Source organism: Paraburkholderia sp. BR14312, from assembly GCF_040948675.1.
Lineage (GTDB): Bacteria > Pseudomonadota > Gammaproteobacteria > Burkholderiales > Burkholderiaceae > Paraburkholderia > Paraburkholderia nodosa_A.
On sequence record NZ_JBFPKI010000002.1, the window covers coordinates 248,359 to 267,511 of the forward strand.

The window sequence follows — 19,153 nt, forward strand, 5'->3', positions numbered from 1 at the left end:
ACCGCCGTACCAATGCCCGCACCCGCATCGGGCCGCCGGCGCCGCTTTCCGCCGACTTCCAGCCCGAGCCGCACGCGCGCGCACGCTACAATACGCCCCATGAAACGCAAAACCCGCATTCAACCGATTAACGACGCTGTCGCCGAACAAGACGACAACGGCTACGATCGCCCGAGCAAATCGCAGCTCAAGCGCGACATGGAAGCGCTCCAGGAACTCGGCCAGGCCCTCGTGGAACTGCCCAAGGACGCGCTCAAGCGCATGCCGATGACCGAAGACCTCGCAGACGCCGTCCACGAGTGCCGCCGCATCACCGACCACGAAGGCCGTCGCCGCCAGCTCCAGTATGTGGGCCGCATGATGCGCGGGCTCACGGAGGCCGAAGTCGCCGCGCTGCGCACGAAGCTCGACGAGCACCGCGGCGTGAACAGGGCCGCCACGGCGCGCCTGCACTGGATCGAGCGCACGCGCGACAAGCTGCTCGCGGACGACGCCGCGCTCACCGAATTCATCCGCCAGCACCCCGCCGCCGACCCGCAGGAAGGCCGCACGCTGATCCGCAACGCGCGCCGCGAGCAGGAGCAAGGCAAGCCGCCCAGGTCCTTCCGCGAGCTGTTCCAGTGGATCAAGGACGCGAGCGCCCAGGGCGCCGGCGAGAGCGAAGACCAGGACGACGAGCGTGCCGACGAGGACCGCGAAGATGACGAAGCCTGAGCGCAGCCATCCTGACGAACTCGTGATCGGCCTCGTGTCGGTCAGCGACCGCGCGACGAGCGGCGTCTACGAGGACAAGGGCATTCCCTCGCTGATGGAGTGGCTCGGCAACGCGCTGAAAACGCCGTGGCGCGCCGAAACGCGCCTGATCCACGACGACGCGGGCACGATCTCCGCGACGCTCACGGCGCTCGTGGACGGCCTCGGCTGCGACCTCGTGTTGACGACGGGCGGCACCGGCCCCGCACGCCGCGACGTGACGCCCGAGGCGACGCTCGCGGTCGCGACAAAGGAAATGCCGGGCTTTGGCGAGCAGATGCGCCAGATCAGCCTGAATTTCGTGCCGACGGCCATTCTGTCGCGCCAGGTTGCCGTGATCCGCGAGAACGACGACCACGCGGCGCTCATCATCAATCTGCCGGGGCAGCCGAAGTCGATCAAGGAAACGCTGGAAGGCTTGCGCGACGATCAGGGCGCGGTGAAGGTGCCGGGTATTTTTGCTGCCGTGCCGTACTGCATCGACCTGATCGGCGGACCGTATATCGAAACCGATCCGAACGTCGTGGCGGCGTTCCGGCCCAGGAACGCGCAGCGGGCGCCGCGCGCTTGACACTCGAACTTCAACGATCGCGCAGCAGCGGCAGCGCCGCTGCTGCTGCGTGTCTCAACGGCGCTCAGAGCGCCGGGCCGGCCTCGCCTGCCGCCACGTCGGGCACGATGCCCGGCGCCGGAACGAGGAAGTGCTCGCGGTAGTACTTGAGTTCGTCGATCGACTCGTGGATGTCGGCGAGCGCCGTGTGCATCGCGCGCTTCTGGAAACCCTTGTAGAGGGTGGGCTGCCAACGGCGGCACAGCTCCTTGAGCGTGCTCACGTCGAGGTTGCGGTAGTGAAAGAAGCGCTCGAGCGTGGGCATCCAGCGCGCCATGAAGCGGCGGTCCTGGCAGATCGAGTTGCCGCACATCGGCGACTTGCCCGGCGGCACGTATTGCGAAAGGAACGCCATGATCTGCTCGGTCGCGGTTTCTTCCGTGACGGTCGAAGCGCGCACGCGCTCGGTGAGGCCCGAGCGGCCGTGTGTGTTGCGGTTCCATTCGTCCATGCGGTCGAGCACCGACTCCGGCTGATGGATGGCCAGCACGGGGCCTTCCACGAGCTTCTCGAGCGTCGAGTTCGTCACCACCACGGCGATCTCGATGATGCGGTCGTTGTCGGGATCGAGGCCCGTCATCTCCATATCGAGCCAGATCAGGTTCATGTCGGTGCGCTCGATGAGCGGCGCGCCGGCAGCGGTAATGTCAGTCATGAAAGGCAACCCGGAGAGCGTTGGTGGCGCGGCGCGTGCGCGGCATCGACAGGATGCGATGCCCGGCCGGCGAGAACATATAATTGTCGCATAGATACCACGGACTTCCTGGATGCCTAATCTGTCCCCCTCCCCTGCGCTGTACTTCAGCGTGCTGTTCGTCGTCGGCGTACTCGCCATGGTCGCGACCAAGCTCTGGCTCGCGTCGCGCCAGATCCGCTTCGTGGCCGCCCACCGCGGCGCGGTGCCGGCGCAGTTCACCGCCACCATTCCGCTCGCCGCGCACCAGCGCGCTGCCGACTACACGGTCGCGCGCACGCGCCTCGGCATGATCGAAATCGTGCTCGGCGCCGTGGTGCTGATCGCGCTCACGCTGCTCGGCGGCGTGCAGGCGCTCGATCTCGGCATCTCGGATGCGATCGGGCGCGAATATGTGGGCCAGATCGCGCTGGTCGGGGCCGTGCTCGCCATCTCCGGCCTGGTCGAGCTGCCGCTCGACTACTACCGCCAGTTCGTGGTCGAGGAGCGCTTCGGCTTCAATCGCATGACGAAACGCATCTTCATCATGGACCGCATCAAGGGGCTCCTGATCGGCGCCGCGTTCGGCATTCCACTGCTCTTCGTCGTGCTCTGGCTCATGAAGCAGGCGGGCAGCCTCTGGTGGCTCTGGACGTGGGCCGTATGGGTCGCCTTCCAGATGCTCGTGCTGGTGCTCTACCCCACCTTCATCGCGCCGCTCTTCAACAAGTTCGAACCGCTGCGCGATGAAGCGCTGCGCTCGCGCATCGAGGCGCTCATGCAGCGCTGCGGCTTTGCGGCCAAGGGCCTGTTCGTGATGGACGGCAGCCGCCGTTCCGCGCACGGCAACGCCTATTTCACGGGCTTTGGCGCATCCAAGCGCATCGTGTTCTTCGACACGCTGCTCGCGCGCCTGTCCGGCAGCGAGATCGAGGCCGTGCTTGCGCACGAACTCGGTCACTTCAAGCGTCGTCACGTGATCAAGCGCATGGTCGTCACGTTTGCGATCAGCCTCGCGCTGCTCGCCCTGCTCGGCTGGCTCTCGCAGCGCGTCTGGTTCTACGAGGGGCTCGGCGTGCGGCCGTCGCTGCTCGGCGGCAATGAAGGGCTCGCGCTCGTGCTGTTCTTCCTCGCCGTGCCCGTGTTCCTGTTCTTCGTTACGCCGCTTGGCAGCCTCTCCTCGCGCAAGCACGAGTTCGAGGCCGACGCCTTCGCCGCCACGCAAACGGACGCGCAGCATCTCGTCAACGCGCTCGTGAAACTCTACGAGGACAACGCGTCGACGCTCACGCCCGACCCGCTCTATACCGCGTTCTACTACTCGCATCCGCCGGCTTCGCAGCGGATCGACCGACTGCTCGCGCACGCATGAACCGGCGCGCATCCAAAGCCGCCGGCAACGCAAAAGCTGCAGGCGCCACGCTGCACGGCGTGGTGATCGCCGCCCATGGGCGCCATTATCTCGTCGCGCCCGACGGCGGCGGCGCGCACCTGCAATGCTTCCCGCGCGGCAAGAAGAGCGAGGTCGCGGTGGGCGACCGCGTCGAGTATCAGTCGACTTCCGCCGACCAGGGCGTGATCGTCGCGATCGGCGAGCGGCGCAACCTGCTCTATCGCTCCGACCAGTTCAAGTCGAAGCTCTTCGCGGCGAACCTCGACCAGTTGCTGATCGTGCTCGCCACCGAGCCGCACTTCAGCGAGGACCTGCTCGGGCGCGCGCTCGTGGCCGCCGAGGCCAACGACCTCAAGCCGCTCATCGTGCTCAACAAGATCGACGTAGAGGCCGCGCTGCCGCTTGCGCGCCAGCGCCTCGAACGCTATCGCGCGCTGGGCTATACGGTGCTGGAGGTTTCGGTGAAGGGCCGCCCCGAGCAAGCACACGCGGTGCTGGCCGAGCATCTCCACGGCCATCAGACGATCCTGCTCGGCCAGTCGGGCATGGGCAAGTCGACGCTCGTGAACCTGCTGATCCCCGACGCCGAAGCGGCCACGCGCGAGATCTCGACGGCGCTCAACAGCGGACGCCACACCACGACGTTCACACGGCTCTACACGCTGCCCGAGGGCGGCGCGTTGATCGACTCGCCGGGCTTCCAGGAGTTCGGCCTCTATCACCTCACCGAAGGCAAGCTGGAGCGTGCGTTCCCCGAGTTCCGGCCGCTGCTCGCGCATTGCCGCTTCTATAACTGCCATCACCTGCACGAACCGGGCTGCGCGATTCTGGAAGCCGTGGACGACGGCCGCATCGCGCCCGAGCGCCAGGCGCTCTACGCGCAGCTCATCCACGAGATCAGCCAGGTCGTGCGCTGACGCGCGCCTGCCCCCAAGGCCCTATGCTCAAGCTCGTGCGCGCGCCGAATCTGCTGATCGCCCAGCACTGGATGAACATCCTGGCGACGGCGGGCGTGCCCTGCGAGCTGCACAACCGCTACCTGAGCGGCGCGATGGGCGAGATTCCGGCCGAGCAGTGCGCGCCCGAACTGTGGCTCGTCGACGAGCGCGACGAGAAGCTCGCCCGGCGTCTGATTGACGAAGCCGTGAACGGGCCGCCGCCGGGCTCGCCCACGTGGCGCTGTGCGCGCTGCGGCGAGGTGCTCGAGGCGCAGTTCACCGTGTGCTGGAATTGCGGACGCGATCGCGACGTGCGCGACGAGTGACGGCGTGAGTTGCTGATCCAGACGAAAATGGGCCGCTGGAAGCGGCCCATTTGCATTTCTGCGATTCAGCGTCGGGCGCTCAGAGCCAGACGGCAATCGTCAGCATGAGCAGCAGGATCATCCACAGGATCACGGCGCGCCACACGAGGCCCACGGCCGATTGCAGCGTACGCGGCGTGCAGTCGTCGCCCACCGTGTACGGACCGCCCTCGCCCGGCTGCGCGAGCACATCGACGCTGGACTGCTCGGCGAGCGGGCCCGACAGGCGCGCGCCCAGCGCGCCGCTGCCGGTGGCGAGCAGCACGCCTTCGTTGGTGTCGGGCCACTGGTTCGTGTGGTTGCGCCAGGCGTAGATCGCGTCCTCGAAGTTGCCGACGATCGCGAAGCCCAGCGACGTGAGCCGCGCAGGCACCCAGTCGATCACGAAGAACACATGCTGCGCGAAGTTCGAGAATGCCTCGGTGCGGTCCTCGGCCGGACGTGCCCACTCGCGCGCGAGGTATTCGGCGATGCGGTACAGCACGGCGCCCGCGGGCCCGATCGGCACGAGAAACCAGAAGAACACGCCGAACACGTGCCGATGCGAGGCGATCACCGCATGAATCAGCGTGTGGCGCACGATCTCGCTCACGGGCATGTCCACGGCGTCGATGCCGGTCCATTCCTGGAGGATTTCACGCGCGCGCGGCACGTCGTCGTTGTTCAGCGCGAGATGGATGTCGGTGAAATAGTGGCTGAACTGGCGAAAACCGAGCGTGAAGTACACGACCGCCACGTTCCACAGGAACGCCAGCACGAAGCTGATGTGGTACAGCACGTAGTAGACGAGCGCCGTGGCGAGCGTCCACGGCAGCACGACCACGAGCCACGCGAGGAGGCCATGCTTCTGCTTGCCGGCGTCGAAGCCGTGAGCGGCCCACTCCGCATTGAGGCGCACGAGCGCCATGACCGGATTATTGGGCGACAGCGCCCGCACCTGTTCGATGACGAGAGCCAGCAATACGGAAAAGAAGGTCATGCGACGCGCCGTGCAGATCGGGTTGCGAAAGGGGTTTTATGAAAGTGTTGCAACGATATCACAGGGCCAGATGTGCCTGACCATCGCCGGCAATTCGGGCGGCAAACTCGCAACAGTGCGCAGCGACGCTTGCACGCGCCGCCAGACGTGTTACGCGAGCAGGAAACGGTAGAAGTTGCGCAGCATACCGGCCGTCGCCCCCCAGATGAAGTGCGAGGAGCCGACACCGGAAGCGACGACGGGTTCGGGCACGTCGAGGTCCGGTGCATTGCGGTCCGGATACGGCATCGCATAAAAGCGCCGCTCGCCGCCTTCCCAGCGGAGCACGCGCACCTGGTGATGCACCGGGCTCATGAGAAAGCTGAGCGGCACTTCGAAGATGCTTGCCACTTCGAGCGAGTCCGCCGCGAGACTGAACGGCTCGTGCACGAGACCGACCACGGGTGTGACCCTGAAGCCGGTGCCGGTGAGGTAGTCGGGCAATGCGCCGAGGACCTCGACGCGCGCGGGGTCGAGGTTCACTTCCTCGTGCGCCTCGCGCAGCGCGGCGGCGATGGGGGTGGGGTCGGAAGGTTCGCGGCTGCCGCCGGGAAAGCTCACCTGGCCTGCATGATTGCTGAGGTTGTCGGCGCGCTGGGTGAGCAGCACGGTCAGGCCGCCCGGGCGCATGGCGATGGGCATGAGCACGGCGGCCTCGCGCGGATCGCGCATCTCGAACAGACGGGCTTCCTGGGGTTCGGGGTCCCACGGCAGGCGCTGCTCGAAGCGCGTGCGCAAGCCGGCGGCGGTCAGGCGTTCCGCGGCGACCTGCGGAAGGCTCGCGCCTGTCGATTCGATCGGCAGGCTTTCGGGTTCAAATACTGGGCGGATCAACGGGCGTCCCGGATTACACATACACGAGATTATTTTGCGGCCAAAAAGAAAAAAGCACCCCGGAGGGTGCTTCTTTCTTACAGCTTTTACGCCTGTTCGGCCGGAGCAGCTGCGCGGTCTTTCGACACCAGCTTTTCCTTGATACGTGCCTTCTTGCCCGACAGGTTGCGCAGGTAGTACAGCTTCGCGCGACGCACGTCGCCGCGACGCTTCACCACGATGCTGGCCAGCAGCGGCGAGTACGTCTGGAACGTACGCTCGACGCCTTCGCCCGACGAGATCTTGCGCACGATGAACGACGAGTTCAGGCCGCGGTTACGCTTCGCGATCACGACGCCTTCGTATGCCTGAACGCGCTTGCGGTTACCTTCAACCACGTTCACGTTGACGATCACCGTATCGCCGGGGGCGAATTCGGGGATGGTCTTCTCGCCCAGCACGCGCTGGATTTCTTCCTGCTCGAGTTTTTCAATCAGATTCATGGATTGACTCCGTATGCCATCTTGTCGGCGTTCGTACCTGTGCAGGGTTGCTGCACTACGGCCCCGATAGAGGATGGATTCACAACTGGCGCCGTTCACGCATGAAGCGGCACCGCCTTTTGCGCCCCTTGTCGCGCACGCCCGAAGCCTTACGCTTCGTTCGAGCCCTTCGCGAGACTAGCGAGCCACGCCTCGTCGGCCCGGCTCAACATCTTGTTCTTTCTGGCCCGCGCGATCAGATCGGGCCGCTTGTTCCACGTGTTGCGCAACGCCTCGCGGCGACGCCATTGCTCGATTTCCGCATGATGGCCGCCAAGCAGCACATCGGGCACACGCACACCGTCGTATTCCTCGGGGCGCGTGTAATGCGGACAGTCGAGCAAACCGTCGACGAAGCTGTCCTGCACCGCCGAAAGCGCATCGCCCAGCACGCCCGGCAGGTTGCGCACCACGGCGTCCATCAAGGCCATCGCGGGCAATTCACCCCCCGAGAGCACGAAGTCGCCGAGGCTCACTTCTTCGTCCACGCAGCGGTCGACGAGACGCTGGTCGATCGCTTCATAGCGGCCGCACAACATCACGAGACCCGGCTCCTGCGCGAACTGCATGACGCGTTCATGCGTGAGCGGTTTGCCTTGCGGCGACATCAGCAGCACACGCGGGGCGCTCACGCCGGCTTGCGCCTGCGCGGCCTTTGCCGCGTCGATCGCCGCTTCGAGCGGCCTGGCCAGCATGACCATGCCGGGCCCGCCGCCGTAGGGGCGATCGTCGATCGTACGGTAGTTGTCGGTCGTGAAATCACGCGGATTCCACGTGCGCAACGTGTAACGCTGCTGCTTCGCCGCCCGGCTGGTAATGCCCCAGTCGGTCAGCGCGCGGAACATCTCGGGAAAGAGCGTGACGACATCGAACTGCATCGCTCTCTCCGTTCAGCGAAATTGAATCAAGGCGCGCGGCGGGGTTGCCACAGCGTTGCCGCTGCTTAGTAGTCGGCTTCCCAGTCGACGACGATACGCTTCGCCGCCAGGTCCACCGTCTTCACGAACACGCCTACAAACGGGATCAGGCGCTCGCCGGTGGCCGGCTTGCCATCCTTGTCCGTGGACGCATACGTGACACGCAACACCGATTGCGCGCCATTGTCGATCAGGTCGGCAACCTTGCCGAGCTCGACGCCCGCCTCATTGGCGACATCGAGGCCGATCAGGTCGACCCAGTAATATTCATCGGCTGCGGGCGCCGGGAATTCGGCCCGGCTCACGTACACGCGCGCGCCGCGCAACAGCAGCGCGGCATCGCGGTCGGCCACGCCCGAAAGCTGGCCAACGACGCTGTCACCATGAACCTTGGCGCTCACGCGCACCGCGCAATGACGCTCGCGATGCGCCTGACCCTCGCGGCCCTTGAGGAGCCACCAGCGTTTAGCGGAAAGCAGCGCCTGGCTATCCTGCGCGTGCGGCGCGATCTTCAGCCAGCCCTTGAGGCCGTAGGCGTCGATCACGGCGCCGACTTCAACGGCGTCGGCAGGCCAACTCGCCTCGGTTTCGGCGCGCAGGCCACCGGCTGTCCCGGTTGCGGGCGCAGCTTTCGCGGCGCTCTCGCGCGCAGGCTTGCGCACGAACGCACCAAACGACGGCGCGCCGCGGGCGGCAGCCTTGCCGGCGCCGCTGGCTGCAACTTCGGGCGCCCCGCTTTCCGACGCGTCGTTCGCCTCTACGGCAGATTTGGCGTCATGCGCGGACATCGGCACCCCTTGCGACCAGCTTGATATTGCATACGCGGATCATGCAGCGCGTACACGGGTGAAACACGGACAACAGACTGAAAAGACGCTTAAAGACTTAAGCAGCCGGCGCAGCGGCGGCGGTCTTTTGCGCTTCCTTCACGAGGCGCTCGACGGCCGGCGACATTTGCGCGCCGTTTTCCTTCCAGTACGTCACGCGATCTTGAGCGATACGCAGCGTTTCACCCTTGGTAGCGACCGGGTTGTAGAAGCCCACGCGCTCGATGAAACGGCCGTCGCGACGGTTGCGCGAGTCGGTTGCGACGATGTTGTAGAACGGGCGCTTCTTCGAGCCGCCGCGTGCCAGACGGATGATGACCATACGAAAATCCTTGAAAACCGGGGGTTCGGGACTACTGAAACATGCGATTATAGCCCGAAACCGGAGGCATAACAAACACTTAACGGGAAATTGCACGCCGGCGCGCGGAAAGCGGCGAGACAAAGCGGTCAACAAAGCGGTCAAACTGCGGCTCATGCCCACGATGGGCGGGCCCTGGAGCGAATTGTGGCGACTTTCAGACGACTCGTGCAAGGGCTGCCTCGCGTTTGTGGCGGCGGCGTGGGTGGCAGCTCCTTTTTTCCGGTGTCTCGCGAGTCGGCCCGACGCTTTGCAGCGGCGTGTCTCGCCTTTGCCGCCGCCCTGCTCGCGGCGCCGTTCGCTCAAGCGGCGCTTCCCATCGAGCGCATCAAGCTGCCGCCGGGCTTCCACATCGAGGTGCTGTCCGCCGACTTGCCCGGTGCGCGCGAAATGACGCAGTCAGGCAACGGCACCCTCCTGTATGTGGGGAGTACGGACGGCGACGTCTACGCGCTCGAACTCAAGGACGGCAAAGCCATCAAGCGCCATATCGTGGCCTCGGGACTGACGATGCCGGTGGGCGTGGCCTGGCGCAACGGCGCATTGTACGTTTCAGCGGTGTCGTCGATCGTGCGGCTCGACGACATCGACCGTCATCTCGACGATCCGCCCAAAGCCGTCGTCGTCACGGATTCGCTGCCCGCCGAGCGCCACCACGGCTGGAAGTTCATCGCCTTCGGCCCCGACGGCAAGCTCTACGTGCCGCAAGGCGCGCCGTGCAACGTCTGTCTGCCGGTCAGCGACCCGCAGCGCATGCATTTCGCGATGATCGGGCGCATGGAGCCCGACGGCTCGCACTACGAGACCATCGCCCGCGGTGTGCGCAACACGGTCGGCTTCGCGTGGCATCCGCAGACGCATGAGCTCTGGTTCACCGACAACGGCCGGGACATGCTCGGCGACGACATCCCCGACGACAAGCTCAACCGCCTCGCGCACGTGGGCGAGGACTTCGGCTTTCCCTATTGCCACGGCGGCAATGTCGCCGACCCCGAGTTCGGCGCAGGCCATCCGTGCAGCGGCTTCACGCCCCCCGTCCTCAAGCTCGGCGCGCACGTGGCGTCGCTTGGCATGCGCTTCTATACCGGTTCGATGTTCCCGGCCGACTATAAGAACAGCATTTTCATCGCCGAGCACGGCTCGTGGAACCGCAGCAAGAAGGTCGGCTATCGCGTGGTGCGCGTGATCGCCAACCCGGACGGCACGAACGCACGCCAGGAAGTGTTCGCGCAGGGCTGGCTCAATTCAGACGAGACCCAATGGGGCCGCCCCGCCGACGTGCTGCCGCTGCCCGACGGATCGCTCCTCGTCAGCGACGACTATGCGGGCGCGATTTATCGCGTGACCTACACGAAACCGTGACGCGGGCAGACCATGGTGCCGGGCATAAGCGTGCGCTTGTGCTGCAAGCGCGTCGTGCGGCATACAATGCCCGGCGGCCCGTGCGCGTTCGACGTAATGCGCTCATGGCGGCCGACGCCCACGTTTCGCCCGAGCCCATGCCCAACGACAAGAACCTCGCACGCTTTCGCTCCAAGACGCTCACCGCCGCCCTCGCCTTCCTGTTTGGCAGTCTCGGCGCCCACCGCTTCTACCTGTATGGCCCGCGCGACGTGTGGGGCTGGGCGCATTTGTTCGGCACGCTCCTCGGCATTCCGGGCGTGATGCTGCTCGTCGCCACCGAGCGCGCCTCGATTCCCGGCTGGGTGCTCGCCGTGATCGGCGCGGTGTCCGTCCTCTCGGCGTTTCTGGCGGCAATCGTCTACGGACTTCGCCCCGACGCCAAATGGGACGCGCAGTTCAACGCCGCGTTCGTGGAGAAAGGCCGCACGAGCCGCTCGGGCTGGACGGTGATTTTCGTCGTGATCTTCTCGCTGCTGATTGGCGCGTTCCTGCTGATGACGGGACTCGCACTCTCGTTTCAAACGTACTTCGAGTCGCAAGTCGAGGCCGCGAAGGCGCTCTCGCAGTAAATCGCGCAGTAACGGCTCAGAACAGGTCGAGCTGAGGCTTCTCGCGCACGGTCCTCGACTGCACGAACGCCGACATGTCCAGAATGCCGTGGCGCCGCTCGTTGAGCCCGAGGCGCCGCACGGCATGATGAAAGCGCTGCTTGAGCAGGTCGGCCCACAGCCCCGTTCCCTTCATGCGCTGCGAAAACGCCGATTCGTAGTCTTTGCCGCCGCGCATGTCGCGCACGCGGCTCATCACGCGCTCGGCGCGCTGCGGGAAGTGCGCCGCCAGCCAGTCCTGGAACAGCGGCGCGACCTCCCACGGCAAACGCAGCACGATGTAACTCGCGCTTGTCGCACCGGCCTCGGCGCAGGCTTCGAGCACGCGCTCCATGTCGGGCTCGGTCACGAACGGAATCACGGGTGCGATGCTCACGCCGACCGGCACACCGGCTTCGGCGAGCGTGCGGATGGTACGCAGCCGCCGCGCGGGTGTCGCCGCACGCGGTTCGAGCGAGCGGGCGATATCGGCGTCGAGTGTGGTGATCGTGATTGCCGCCATGAACTGCTGGCGCGCGGCCATCGGCGCGAGCAGGTCGAGATCGCGCTCGATCAGCGAGGATTTCGTGATGGCCGCGAACGGATGCTGCCGTTCCGCCAGCACTTCGACCACGCGGCGTGTGATGCGCAGGTCGCGCTCCACCGGTTGCCAGGCGTCGGTATTCACGCCCAGCGCAATCGGTTCGGGCTCGTACGACGGCTTGGCGATTTCCCGCGCGAGCAACTCCGCCGCATTGACCTTGGCGTAGATTCGGCTCTCGAAATCGAGCCCCGGCGAAAGGCCGAGATAACTGTGCGTAGGCCGCGCAAAGCAATAGATACAGCCGTGCTCGCAGCCGCGATACGGATTGAGCGAGACGTTGAATGGAATGTCCGGCGACTGGTTGCGTGTGAGGATGCTCTTCGCGCGCTCTTCGAAGACTTCGGTGCGCAGCCTGGGCTCGCCGGTTTCATCGCCATCACCATCGCGCTCCCCGCCGACACCCGTGGGCTGCCAGCCGTCGTCGAACGCTTCGCGCTGGTCGACTTCGTAGCGCCCTTGCAGGTTCGTGACCGCCCCGCGCCCCTTGCGCGCCGTGGGCGGCGCAACGGGATACCAGGCGTCGGGATCGGGGTGATGGGAGTCGGTCACGGCTTAAGCGGAATAGACAAGAAAACGCGGATCGATACTGTATAAATATACAGTATCGATCCGCGTTGTCGAGTCCTAAAAACGGGGCGCTTTCAGCCGCCACAGTGACCCTCGTCATTCCCCCACGGCGATGGTCAGCGTCTCCTTGATCTCTTCCATCACCACGTAGCTCTTCGACTGCACGGCGCCCGGCAGTTGCAGCAGGATGTCGCCGAGCAGCTTGCGGTAGTCGGCCATCTCGCCGATGCGCGCCTTGATGAGATAGTCGAAGTCGCCCGAGACGAGATGGCATTCGAGCACTTCGGGAATCTTCTGCACCTCGCGGCGGAACTGGTCGAACATGTTGCCGCTCTTGTGATCGAGCGTGATCTCCACGAACACGAGCAGCGCCGCACCCAGCACCGAGGGATTCACACGCGCGAAGTAACCCGTGATCACGCCGTCGCGCTCCATGCGCTTGACGCGCTCGATGCACGGTGTGACCGAGAGCCCGACCTGCTCCGCGAGGTCCTTCATCGCCATGCGGCCGTCCTCCTGGAGCAGCTTCAGGATGCGGTGATCGAGCCGGTCGAGCGCGCGGACCGGTTGGCGCTGCGTTCTCATGATTTCTTCCCGAAAATCTGAAAAATACGATAACAAAACCTGGACATACAACAATAGCATAGCTACAAATACTGGCTACACCCGGATTTCCATGCCTTCTTCCCTATCGGTGCCAAAAGACGGCTTCCAAGGGCCCGGCAACGCGGCGTAGCTCAACGAAACTATATGGAGCAGCTATGCGAGTCGTCGTGTTGGGCAGTGGTGTGGTCGGTGTGGCCAGCGCCTGGTATCTCGCCCGCGCGGGCCACGAAGTCACGGTGATCGACCGCGAGGCCGGTCCCGCGCTCGAAACCAGTTTTGCCAATGCCGGACAGATCTCGCCGGGCTACGCCGCACCGTGGGCCGCGCCGGGCGTGCCGCTCAAGGCGATCAAGTGGATGTTCGAGAAGCACGCGCCGCTCGCCATTCGTCTGGACGGCACGAAGTTCCAGCTGCAGTGGATGTGGCAGATGCTGCAGAACTGCACGGCTGAACGCTACGCGCTCAACAAAGGCCGCATGGTGCGTCTCGCGGAATACAGCCGCGACTGCCTGCAGGCGTTGCGCGCCGACACGGGCATTCAGTATGAAGGCCGCACGGGCGGCACGCTTCAGGTGTTCCGCACGCAGCAGCAGTTCGAAGGCGCAGCGAAGGACATCGCCGTGCTCAAGGACGCGAACGTTCCGTACGAACTGCTCACCGCAGCCGAACTCGGCCGCGCAGAACCGGCGCTCGCCGCGGTGTCGGGCAAGCTCACCGGCGGCCTGCGTCTGCCCGGCGACGAAACCGGCGACTGCCAGCTGTTCACCACGCGCCTCGCCGCCATGGCCGAACAACTGGGTGTGAAATTCCGCTACAACACGCCGATCGACGGCCTCGCCATGCAGGGCGACCGTATCGCGGGCGTGCAATGCGGCAGCGAGCTGGTGCGCGCCGATTCGTTCGTGGTCGCGCTCGGCTCCTTCTCGACGAAGATGCTCGCGGGCCTCGTGAAGATTCCGGTTTATCCGCTCAAGGGCTATTCGATCACGGCGCCGATCGTGAATGCGAGTGCCGCGCCGGTTTCGACCGTGCTCGACGAAACCTACAAGATCGCGATCACGCGTTTTGACGACCGCATCCGTGTGGGCGGCATGGCCGAGATCGTCGGCTTCGACAAGACGCTCAAGCAAGCGCGCCGTGAAACGCTCGAAATGTGCGTCAACGACTTGTTCCCGGGCGGCGGCGACACGACGAAGGCCACCTTCTGGACCGGCCTGCGCCCGATGACGCCGGACGGCACGCCGGTTGTCGGCCGCACGCCGATCTCGAACCTGTTCCTGAACACGGGTCACGGCACGCTCGGCTGGACGATGTCGTGCGGTTCGGGCCAGTTGCTCGCCGACCTGATCTCGGGCAAGCAACCCGCCATCCGCGCCGACGATCTTTCGGTGCACCGCTATCTCGGCGACACGCAAGGCTCGCATCGTCCGGCGTATGCCTGAAGCCAGCCACGCTGCGTGAACGAACACGGCGCCGCCAGGGCGCCGTGTTTCATTTCTCGCTGTGAGTAGCGCGCGGCTGCGTCAGAACTGATCCTCCGCTAGCGCCAGCACGCCCTCGCTGCCGTTGGCGCTGACGATCGCCGCTTCGAGCGCCACCGCCTGCGGCAAGACGTGTTGCGCGTAGAACTGCGCCGTGGCGATCTTCGCGCCATGAAACTTCGGGTCCTCCTGCATGAGACGCTGCGAGGCGAGCATGGCGCGCGCCATCTGCCAGCCGCCCAGCACGATGCCCGCCAGCTTCAGATACGGCACGCTGCCCGCGAATACCGCGTTCGGATCGCTTTTCGTCTTCGCGAGCACGAAGTCCACGGCCGATGCCAGCGCATCCTTACCCGCCGCGAGATGCTTGCGCATCGACTCGAACGCCGCGCCTCGTTGTGCGGCCAGCGCGTCGACGGTCTGCGCGATATCGGTGAGCAGCGCCTTTGCCGCCGCGCCGCCGTCGCGCAGCGTCTTGCGTCCGATGAGATCGTTCGCCTGGATCGCCGTCGTGCCCTCGTAGATCGGCAGAATGCGTGCGTCACGGTAGAACTGCGCCGCGCCCGTCTCCTCGATGAAGCCCATGCCGCCATGCACCTGCACGCCGAGGCTGGTCACTTCCAGCGCGAGTTCGGTGCTCCAGCCCTTCACGATCGGCACGAGGTACTCGTAGCGCGCCTGATGCCGCGCACGGGCCGCCTCGTCGGGGTCGCCATGCGCGCGGTCGCTCTCGCCGGCCGCCACGTAAGCGAGCGCACGCGCGGCTTCGGTGAGCGCACGCATCGTGGCGAGCATGCGGCGCACGTCGGGGTGATGGATGATGCTCACTGCCGCTTTCGCAGAACCATCCACCGGGCGGCTCTGCACGCGCTCCTTCGCATAGGCGAGCGCCTTCTGGTACGCGCGATCGGAGACGGCCACGCCCTGCATGCCCACCGCAAAACGCGCGGCGTTCATCATGATGAACATGTATTCGAGGCCGCGATTCTCTTCGCCGATCAACTGGCCGATCGCGCCGCCATGGTCGCCGAACTGCAGCACGGCGGTCGGGCTCGCCTTGATGCCGAGCTTGTGTTCGATCGATACGCAGTGCACATCGTTGCGCGCGCCGAGCGTGCCATCTTCGTTGACGAGGAACTTCGGCACGATGAAGAGCGAAATGCCCTTCACGCCTTCGGGCGCCGTGGGCGTGCGCGCGAGCACGAGATGGACGATGTTCTCCGCCATGTCGTGCTCGCCCCACGTGATGAAGATCTTCGTGCCGAACACCTTGTACGTGCCGTCGCCTAGCGGCTCGGCGCGCGTGCGCACGGCGGCGAGATCGGAGCCCGCCTGCGGCTCGGTGAGGTTCATCGTGCCGGTCCAGTCGCCGGAGATGAGCTTCGGCACGAAGCGCTGCTTTTGCGCTTCGCTGCCGGCGGTGAGGAGCGCTTCGATGGCGCCGTCGGTGAGCAGCGGACACAACGCGAACGAAAGGTTCGCCGCGTTGAGCATTTCCACACACGGCGTGCCGACGAGCTTCGGCAAACCTTGTCCTTCGTATTCCTGAGGATGCTGCACGCCTTGCCAGCCGCCTTCCACGTATTGCCGGAATGCCGCCTTGAAACCGGGCGTGGCGTGCACGTTGCCGTTTTCCCAGCGGCTCGGATTGCGGTCGCCTTCGGCGTTCAGCGGCTCGAGCACTTCGCCGCACAGCTTAGCGGCTTCGTGCAGCACCGCTTCGACCGTTTCGGGCGTGGCGTCTTCGCCGCCCGGTAAGTTGGCGATTTCTTCGAGGCCGGCCAGTTCCTTCATGACGAACAGCATGTCGCTCGTGGGCGCCTGGTACATTTCAGTCTCCTCCTGTCGGTATGCGGTTCCTCAAATGACAAAGGGGCGCCGCGGCGCCCCTTTGCTGCTTCGTCTCACGCCACGCGTTCAATCATGATACGCGGCGCTCGTCGCTCGATACACCGGCCGGATTCAGCCGAGTTCCTTCACGAGTTCCGGCACGACCGTGAACAGGTCGCCCACGAGGCCGTAATCGGCCACGCTGAAGATCGGTGCTTCTTCGTCCTTGTTGATCGCGACGATGACCTTCGAGTCCTTCATGCCGGCCAGATGCTGGATCGCACCCGAGATGCCGACCGCCACATACAGTTGCGGCGCGACGATCTTGCCAGTCTGTCCGACCTGATAGTCGTTCGGCACATAGCCCGCGTCGACGGCTGCGCGCGATGCGCCAAGTGCGGCGTTGAGCTTGTCCGCGAGCGGCTCCAGCACCTTCGTGTAGTTCTCGCCGCTGCCCAGACCCCGGCCGCCCGAGACGATGATCTTTGCGCTCGTGAGTTCCGGACGGTCGAGCTTCGTCACTTCACGGCCGACGAACTGGGTGAGGCCGCTGTCCGCTGCCGCGTCGAGCTTCTCGACTGCTGCGCTGCCGCCAACGGCTGCAACTGCATCGAATGCCGTCGTACGCACGGTGATGACCTTGATCGGGTCGACCGATTGCACCGTCGCGATGGCATTGCCCGCGTAGATCGGACGCTCGAATGTGTCCGGCGCATCCACGGCGGTGATGTCGCTGATTTGCGCGACGTCGAGCTTCGCGGCGATACGCGGCGTGACGTTCTTGCCCGCTGCCGTTGCCGGCGCCAGGATGTGCGTGTAGTTCTTCGCCGCATTTTGCACAAGCGCGAGGACCGTCGCTTCGACGTTCTCGGCGAGACCCTGCTCGAGTTGCGGCGCGTCGGCCAGCAGCACCTTCGCAACGCCTGCGATCTTCGCGGCGGCATCCGCTGCGGCTTGCGCATTGTGGCCCGCGACCAGCACGTGCACGTCGCCGCCAATTTTCTGTGCTGCGGCGACCGTGTTCAGCGTCGCGGCCTTGATCGAGTGATTGTCGTGTTCAGCAATAACCAGATTCGTCATTTTCGTCTCGCTCCTTACAGCACCTTGGCTTCCGTCTTCAGCTTCTCGACCAGCGTCTTCACGTCCGGCACCTTCACGCCTGCGCTGCGCTTGGGCGGCTCGGCAACCTTCAGCGTCTTCAGACGCGGCGTGACGTCGACGCCGAGGTCTTCGGGCTTGACGGTTTCCAGCGGCTTCTTCTTCGCCTTCATGATGTTCGGCAGCGTGACGTAGCGCGGCTCGTTCAGGCGCAGATCCGTCGTAACGACTGCGGGCAGCTTGAGCGACAGCGTTTCCGCGCCACCGTCCACTTCGCGCGATACGGTCGCCTTGCCGTCGGCCACGACCACCTTCGAGGCAAACGTAGCCTGCGGCAGGTTCGCCAGCGCGGCGAGCATCTGGCCGGTCTGGTTCGAATCGTCGTCGATGGCCTGCTTGCCGAGGATGACCAGTTGCGGCTGTTCCTTGTCGACCAGCGCCTTCAGTAGCTTGGCCACAGCCAGCGGCTGGAGGTCTTCGTTCGACTCGATGAGGATCGCGCGATCCGCGCCGATGGCCAGCGCCGTGCGCAGCGTTTCCTGCGCTTGCGTCACGCCCGCCGAAACGGCGATGACTTCGGTCGCCACGCCCGCTTCCTTCAGACGCACCGCTTCTTCCACGGCGATTTCGTCGAACGGGTTCATCGACATCTTCACGTTCGCGATGTCGACGCCCGTGCCATCCGACTTCACACGAACCTTCACGTTGTAATCGACTACGCGTTTGACTGGCACAAGGACTTTCATTCACATGCTCCGAAGTTACGAATACGTCAACCTGGCGGACATTATAGCGATAGCCCTGTCGGGCCGATCTGCCACCAGCAATTTTCCCGAACCACCGCTGCCGCACCCCGGTCATCAGTAGCGAACGATCGTGCGATTTTACGGTGGAAAAAACCCGGGCATCAAGCCCGGGCGCCGAAAAAATATCTCTAATTTCACGGCCCAGGGGGTCCTACCAGGAGGTGATGACCGCCCCGCCGAACGTCGTTTCGACGTAGCGCTTCACTTCCGGCGAGTGGTACGCGGCGACCAGCTTCGCCACCCAGGGCTTGTTGCGGTCGGCCTCGCGGATCGCGAGGATATTCACGTACGGCCCCTTCGGGTCTTCGATTGCGATCGCGTCCTGTTTCGGCTTCAGGCCCGCTTGCATGGCGAAGTTCGTGTTGATCGCGGCGGCGTCCACGTCGTCGAGCGAACGCGGAATCTGTGCGGCGTCGAGCTCGACGATTTTCAGCTTCCTGGGGTTTTCCACGATGTCGAGCGGCGTCGCCTTCAAACCTGCGTCGGCGCGCAACTTGATGAGACCCTGGCTCTGCAGCAGCAGCAACGCACGGCCGCCATTCGTCGGATCATTCGGCACCGCGATGCGCGCGCCCGGCTTCAGTTCGGAGAGCGATTTGATCTTCTTCGAGTAGATGCCCATCGGGAACGTAACGGTGTCGGCGATCTTGATCAGCTTGTAGCCGCGATCCTTCACCTGCGCGTCGAGATACGGCGCGTGCTGGTAGCTGTTGGCGTCGAGATCGCCGCCCGCGAGCGCCGCGTTCGGCTGCACGTAGTCGGAGAACTCGATGATCTTGATGTTCAGGCCGCTCTTCGCGGCCACGCTCTTCACGACTTCCATCACCTGCTCGTGCGGGCCGCCCGTCACGCCCACCTTGATGGTTTCGTCCGCGTGCGCAGCAAGCGGTGCGATGAGCGAAGCCGCGCCAAGCGCCGCCGCGAGCCGGATCATGAAACGACGTTGCATACCCAACCTTT

Annotated in this window: 21 protein-coding genes; 8 read left to right on the top strand and 13 right to left on the bottom strand. The window is 65.1% G+C overall.

Annotation, left to right across the window (positions count from 1 at the left end; all coding sequences use genetic code 11):
* Positions 1 to 99: 99 nt before the first annotated feature.
* Positions 100 to 714, top strand: coding sequence for a ribosome biogenesis factor YjgA (gene yjgA / locus AB3X98_RS06935; RefSeq protein ID WP_368605519.1), 615 nt, complete (start codon positions 100 to 102; stop codon positions 712 to 714).
* Positions 701 to 1,324, top strand: a complete 624-nt coding sequence (gene mog, locus AB3X98_RS06940) for a molybdopterin adenylyltransferase (protein ID WP_368605520.1) — start codon at positions 701 to 703, stop codon at positions 1,322 to 1,324. The genes yjgA and mog overlap by 14 nt, the downstream gene beginning before the upstream one ends.
* A gap of 64 nt (positions 1,325 to 1,388) precedes the next feature.
* Here the strand turns inward: mog and orn are convergent, their stop codons facing one another.
* On the bottom strand, positions 1,389 to 2,018 hold the full coding sequence (orn, locus tag AB3X98_RS06945) for an oligoribonuclease (protein ID WP_069262614.1): 630 nt from the start codon (positions 2,016 to 2,018) through the stop codon (positions 1,389 to 1,391).
* Positions 2,019 to 2,130: 112 nt separating this feature from the next.
* Here orn and AB3X98_RS06950 point away from each other — a divergent pair, with 112 nt between their 5' ends.
* Genes AB3X98_RS06950 through AB3X98_RS06960 form a run of 3 tightly spaced genes read left to right on the top strand, consistent with a single transcriptional unit; the run spans position 2,131 to position 4,693 of the window.
* Entirely contained in the window at positions 2,131 to 3,408 is a 1,278-nt protein-coding gene (locus tag AB3X98_RS06950) for a M48 family metallopeptidase (RefSeq protein WP_069262615.1), read from the top strand.
* Positions 3,405 to 4,346 (top strand): ribosome small subunit-dependent GTPase A, encoded by a 942-nt coding sequence (rsgA, locus tag AB3X98_RS06955; protein WP_368605521.1) that lies wholly within the window; start codon positions 3,405 to 3,407, stop codon positions 4,344 to 4,346. The genes AB3X98_RS06950 and rsgA overlap by 4 nt, the downstream gene beginning before the upstream one ends.
* A gap of 23 nt (positions 4,347 to 4,369) precedes the next feature.
* Positions 4,370 to 4,693: a DUF2007 domain-containing protein gene (locus AB3X98_RS06960; protein WP_028206738.1), complete on the top strand. Its 324-nt coding sequence runs from the start codon at positions 4,370 to 4,372 to the stop codon at positions 4,691 to 4,693.
* Positions 4,694 to 4,772: 79 nt separating this feature from the next.
* On the opposite strand, the gene AB3X98_RS06965 is transcribed toward AB3X98_RS06960, so the two are convergent.
* The 6 genes from AB3X98_RS06965 to rpsP form a co-directional block, all read right to left on the bottom strand.
* Entirely contained in the window at positions 4,773 to 5,711 is a 939-nt protein-coding gene (locus tag AB3X98_RS06965; RefSeq protein ID WP_342945415.1) for a CobD/CbiB family protein, read from the bottom strand.
* Between the two features lie 150 nt (positions 5,712 to 5,861).
* On the bottom strand, positions 5,862 to 6,584 hold the full coding sequence (locus tag AB3X98_RS06970) for a CoA pyrophosphatase (protein WP_368605522.1): 723 nt from the start codon (positions 6,582 to 6,584) through the stop codon (positions 5,862 to 5,864).
* Between the two features lie 86 nt (positions 6,585 to 6,670).
* Positions 6,671 to 7,066, bottom strand: coding sequence for a 50S ribosomal protein L19 (rplS, locus tag AB3X98_RS06975; RefSeq protein ID WP_035522529.1), 396 nt, complete (start codon positions 7,064 to 7,066; stop codon positions 6,671 to 6,673).
* A gap of 149 nt (positions 7,067 to 7,215) precedes the next feature.
* Entirely contained in the window at positions 7,216 to 7,983 is a 768-nt protein-coding gene (gene trmD, locus AB3X98_RS06980; protein WP_069262619.1) for a tRNA (guanosine(37)-N1)-methyltransferase TrmD, read from the bottom strand.
* Between the two features lie 65 nt (positions 7,984 to 8,048).
* The gene (gene rimM, locus AB3X98_RS06985) at positions 8,049 to 8,810 is read right to left on the bottom strand and encodes a ribosome maturation factor RimM (RefSeq protein ID WP_368605523.1); all 762 of its coding nucleotides are present in this window, start codon (positions 8,808 to 8,810) and stop codon (positions 8,049 to 8,051) included.
* 97 nt (positions 8,811 to 8,907) lie between these two features.
* Positions 8,908 to 9,171 (bottom strand): 30S ribosomal protein S16, encoded by a 264-nt coding sequence (rpsP, locus tag AB3X98_RS06990; RefSeq protein WP_028206744.1) that lies wholly within the window; start codon positions 9,169 to 9,171, stop codon positions 8,908 to 8,910.
* Between the two features lie 321 nt (positions 9,172 to 9,492).
* Here rpsP and AB3X98_RS06995 point away from each other — a divergent pair, with 321 nt between their 5' ends.
* Together AB3X98_RS06995 and AB3X98_RS07000 are read left to right on the top strand one after the other, a co-directional pair.
* Positions 9,493 to 10,572, top strand: a complete 1,080-nt coding sequence (locus AB3X98_RS06995) for a sorbosone dehydrogenase family protein (RefSeq protein WP_368605542.1) — start codon at positions 9,493 to 9,495, stop codon at positions 10,570 to 10,572.
* A 104-nt stretch (positions 10,573 to 10,676) separates the two neighbouring features.
* Entirely contained in the window at positions 10,677 to 11,183 is a 507-nt protein-coding gene (locus AB3X98_RS07000) for an NINE protein (protein ID WP_368605524.1), read from the top strand.
* Between the two features lie 16 nt (positions 11,184 to 11,199).
* On the opposite strand, the gene AB3X98_RS07005 is transcribed toward AB3X98_RS07000, so the two are convergent.
* Positions 11,200 to 12,354 (bottom strand): PA0069 family radical SAM protein, encoded by a 1,155-nt coding sequence (locus AB3X98_RS07005; RefSeq protein ID WP_368605525.1) that lies wholly within the window; start codon positions 12,352 to 12,354, stop codon positions 11,200 to 11,202.
* Between the two features lie 114 nt (positions 12,355 to 12,468).
* Positions 12,469 to 12,957, bottom strand: a complete 489-nt coding sequence (locus tag AB3X98_RS07010) for an Lrp/AsnC ligand binding domain-containing protein (protein ID WP_042261052.1) — start codon at positions 12,955 to 12,957, stop codon at positions 12,469 to 12,471.
* 176 nt (positions 12,958 to 13,133) lie between these two features.
* On the opposite strand from AB3X98_RS07010, the gene AB3X98_RS07015 reads away from it, so the two are divergent.
* On the top strand, positions 13,134 to 14,420 hold the full coding sequence (locus AB3X98_RS07015) for a D-amino acid dehydrogenase (protein WP_368605526.1): 1,287 nt from the start codon (positions 13,134 to 13,136) through the stop codon (positions 14,418 to 14,420).
* An 81-nt stretch (positions 14,421 to 14,501) separates the two neighbouring features.
* Here the strand turns inward: AB3X98_RS07015 and AB3X98_RS07020 are convergent, their stop codons facing one another.
* The 4 genes from AB3X98_RS07020 to AB3X98_RS07035 all read right to left on the bottom strand — a co-directional run bounded on the left by AB3X98_RS07020 (position 14,502) and on the right by AB3X98_RS07035 (position 19,142).
* Positions 14,502 to 16,289, bottom strand: coding sequence for an acyl-CoA dehydrogenase (locus tag AB3X98_RS07020; RefSeq protein ID WP_368605527.1), 1,788 nt, complete (start codon positions 16,287 to 16,289; stop codon positions 14,502 to 14,504).
* Positions 16,290 to 16,421: 132 nt separating this feature from the next.
* A complete protein-coding gene (locus AB3X98_RS07025) occupies positions 16,422 to 17,369 on the bottom strand; it encodes an electron transfer flavoprotein subunit alpha/FixB family protein (protein ID WP_069262625.1) in 948 nt (315 codons plus the stop codon).
* Positions 17,370 to 17,383: 14 nt separating this feature from the next.
* The gene (locus tag AB3X98_RS07030) at positions 17,384 to 18,133 is read right to left on the bottom strand and encodes an electron transfer flavoprotein subunit beta/FixA family protein (protein ID WP_069262626.1); all 750 of its coding nucleotides are present in this window, start codon (positions 18,131 to 18,133) and stop codon (positions 17,384 to 17,386) included.
* A gap of 211 nt (positions 18,134 to 18,344) precedes the next feature.
* Positions 18,345 to 19,142, bottom strand: coding sequence for a MetQ/NlpA family ABC transporter substrate-binding protein (locus AB3X98_RS07035; protein ID WP_069262627.1), 798 nt, complete (start codon positions 19,140 to 19,142; stop codon positions 18,345 to 18,347).
* Positions 19,143 to 19,153: the final 11 nt, after the last annotated feature.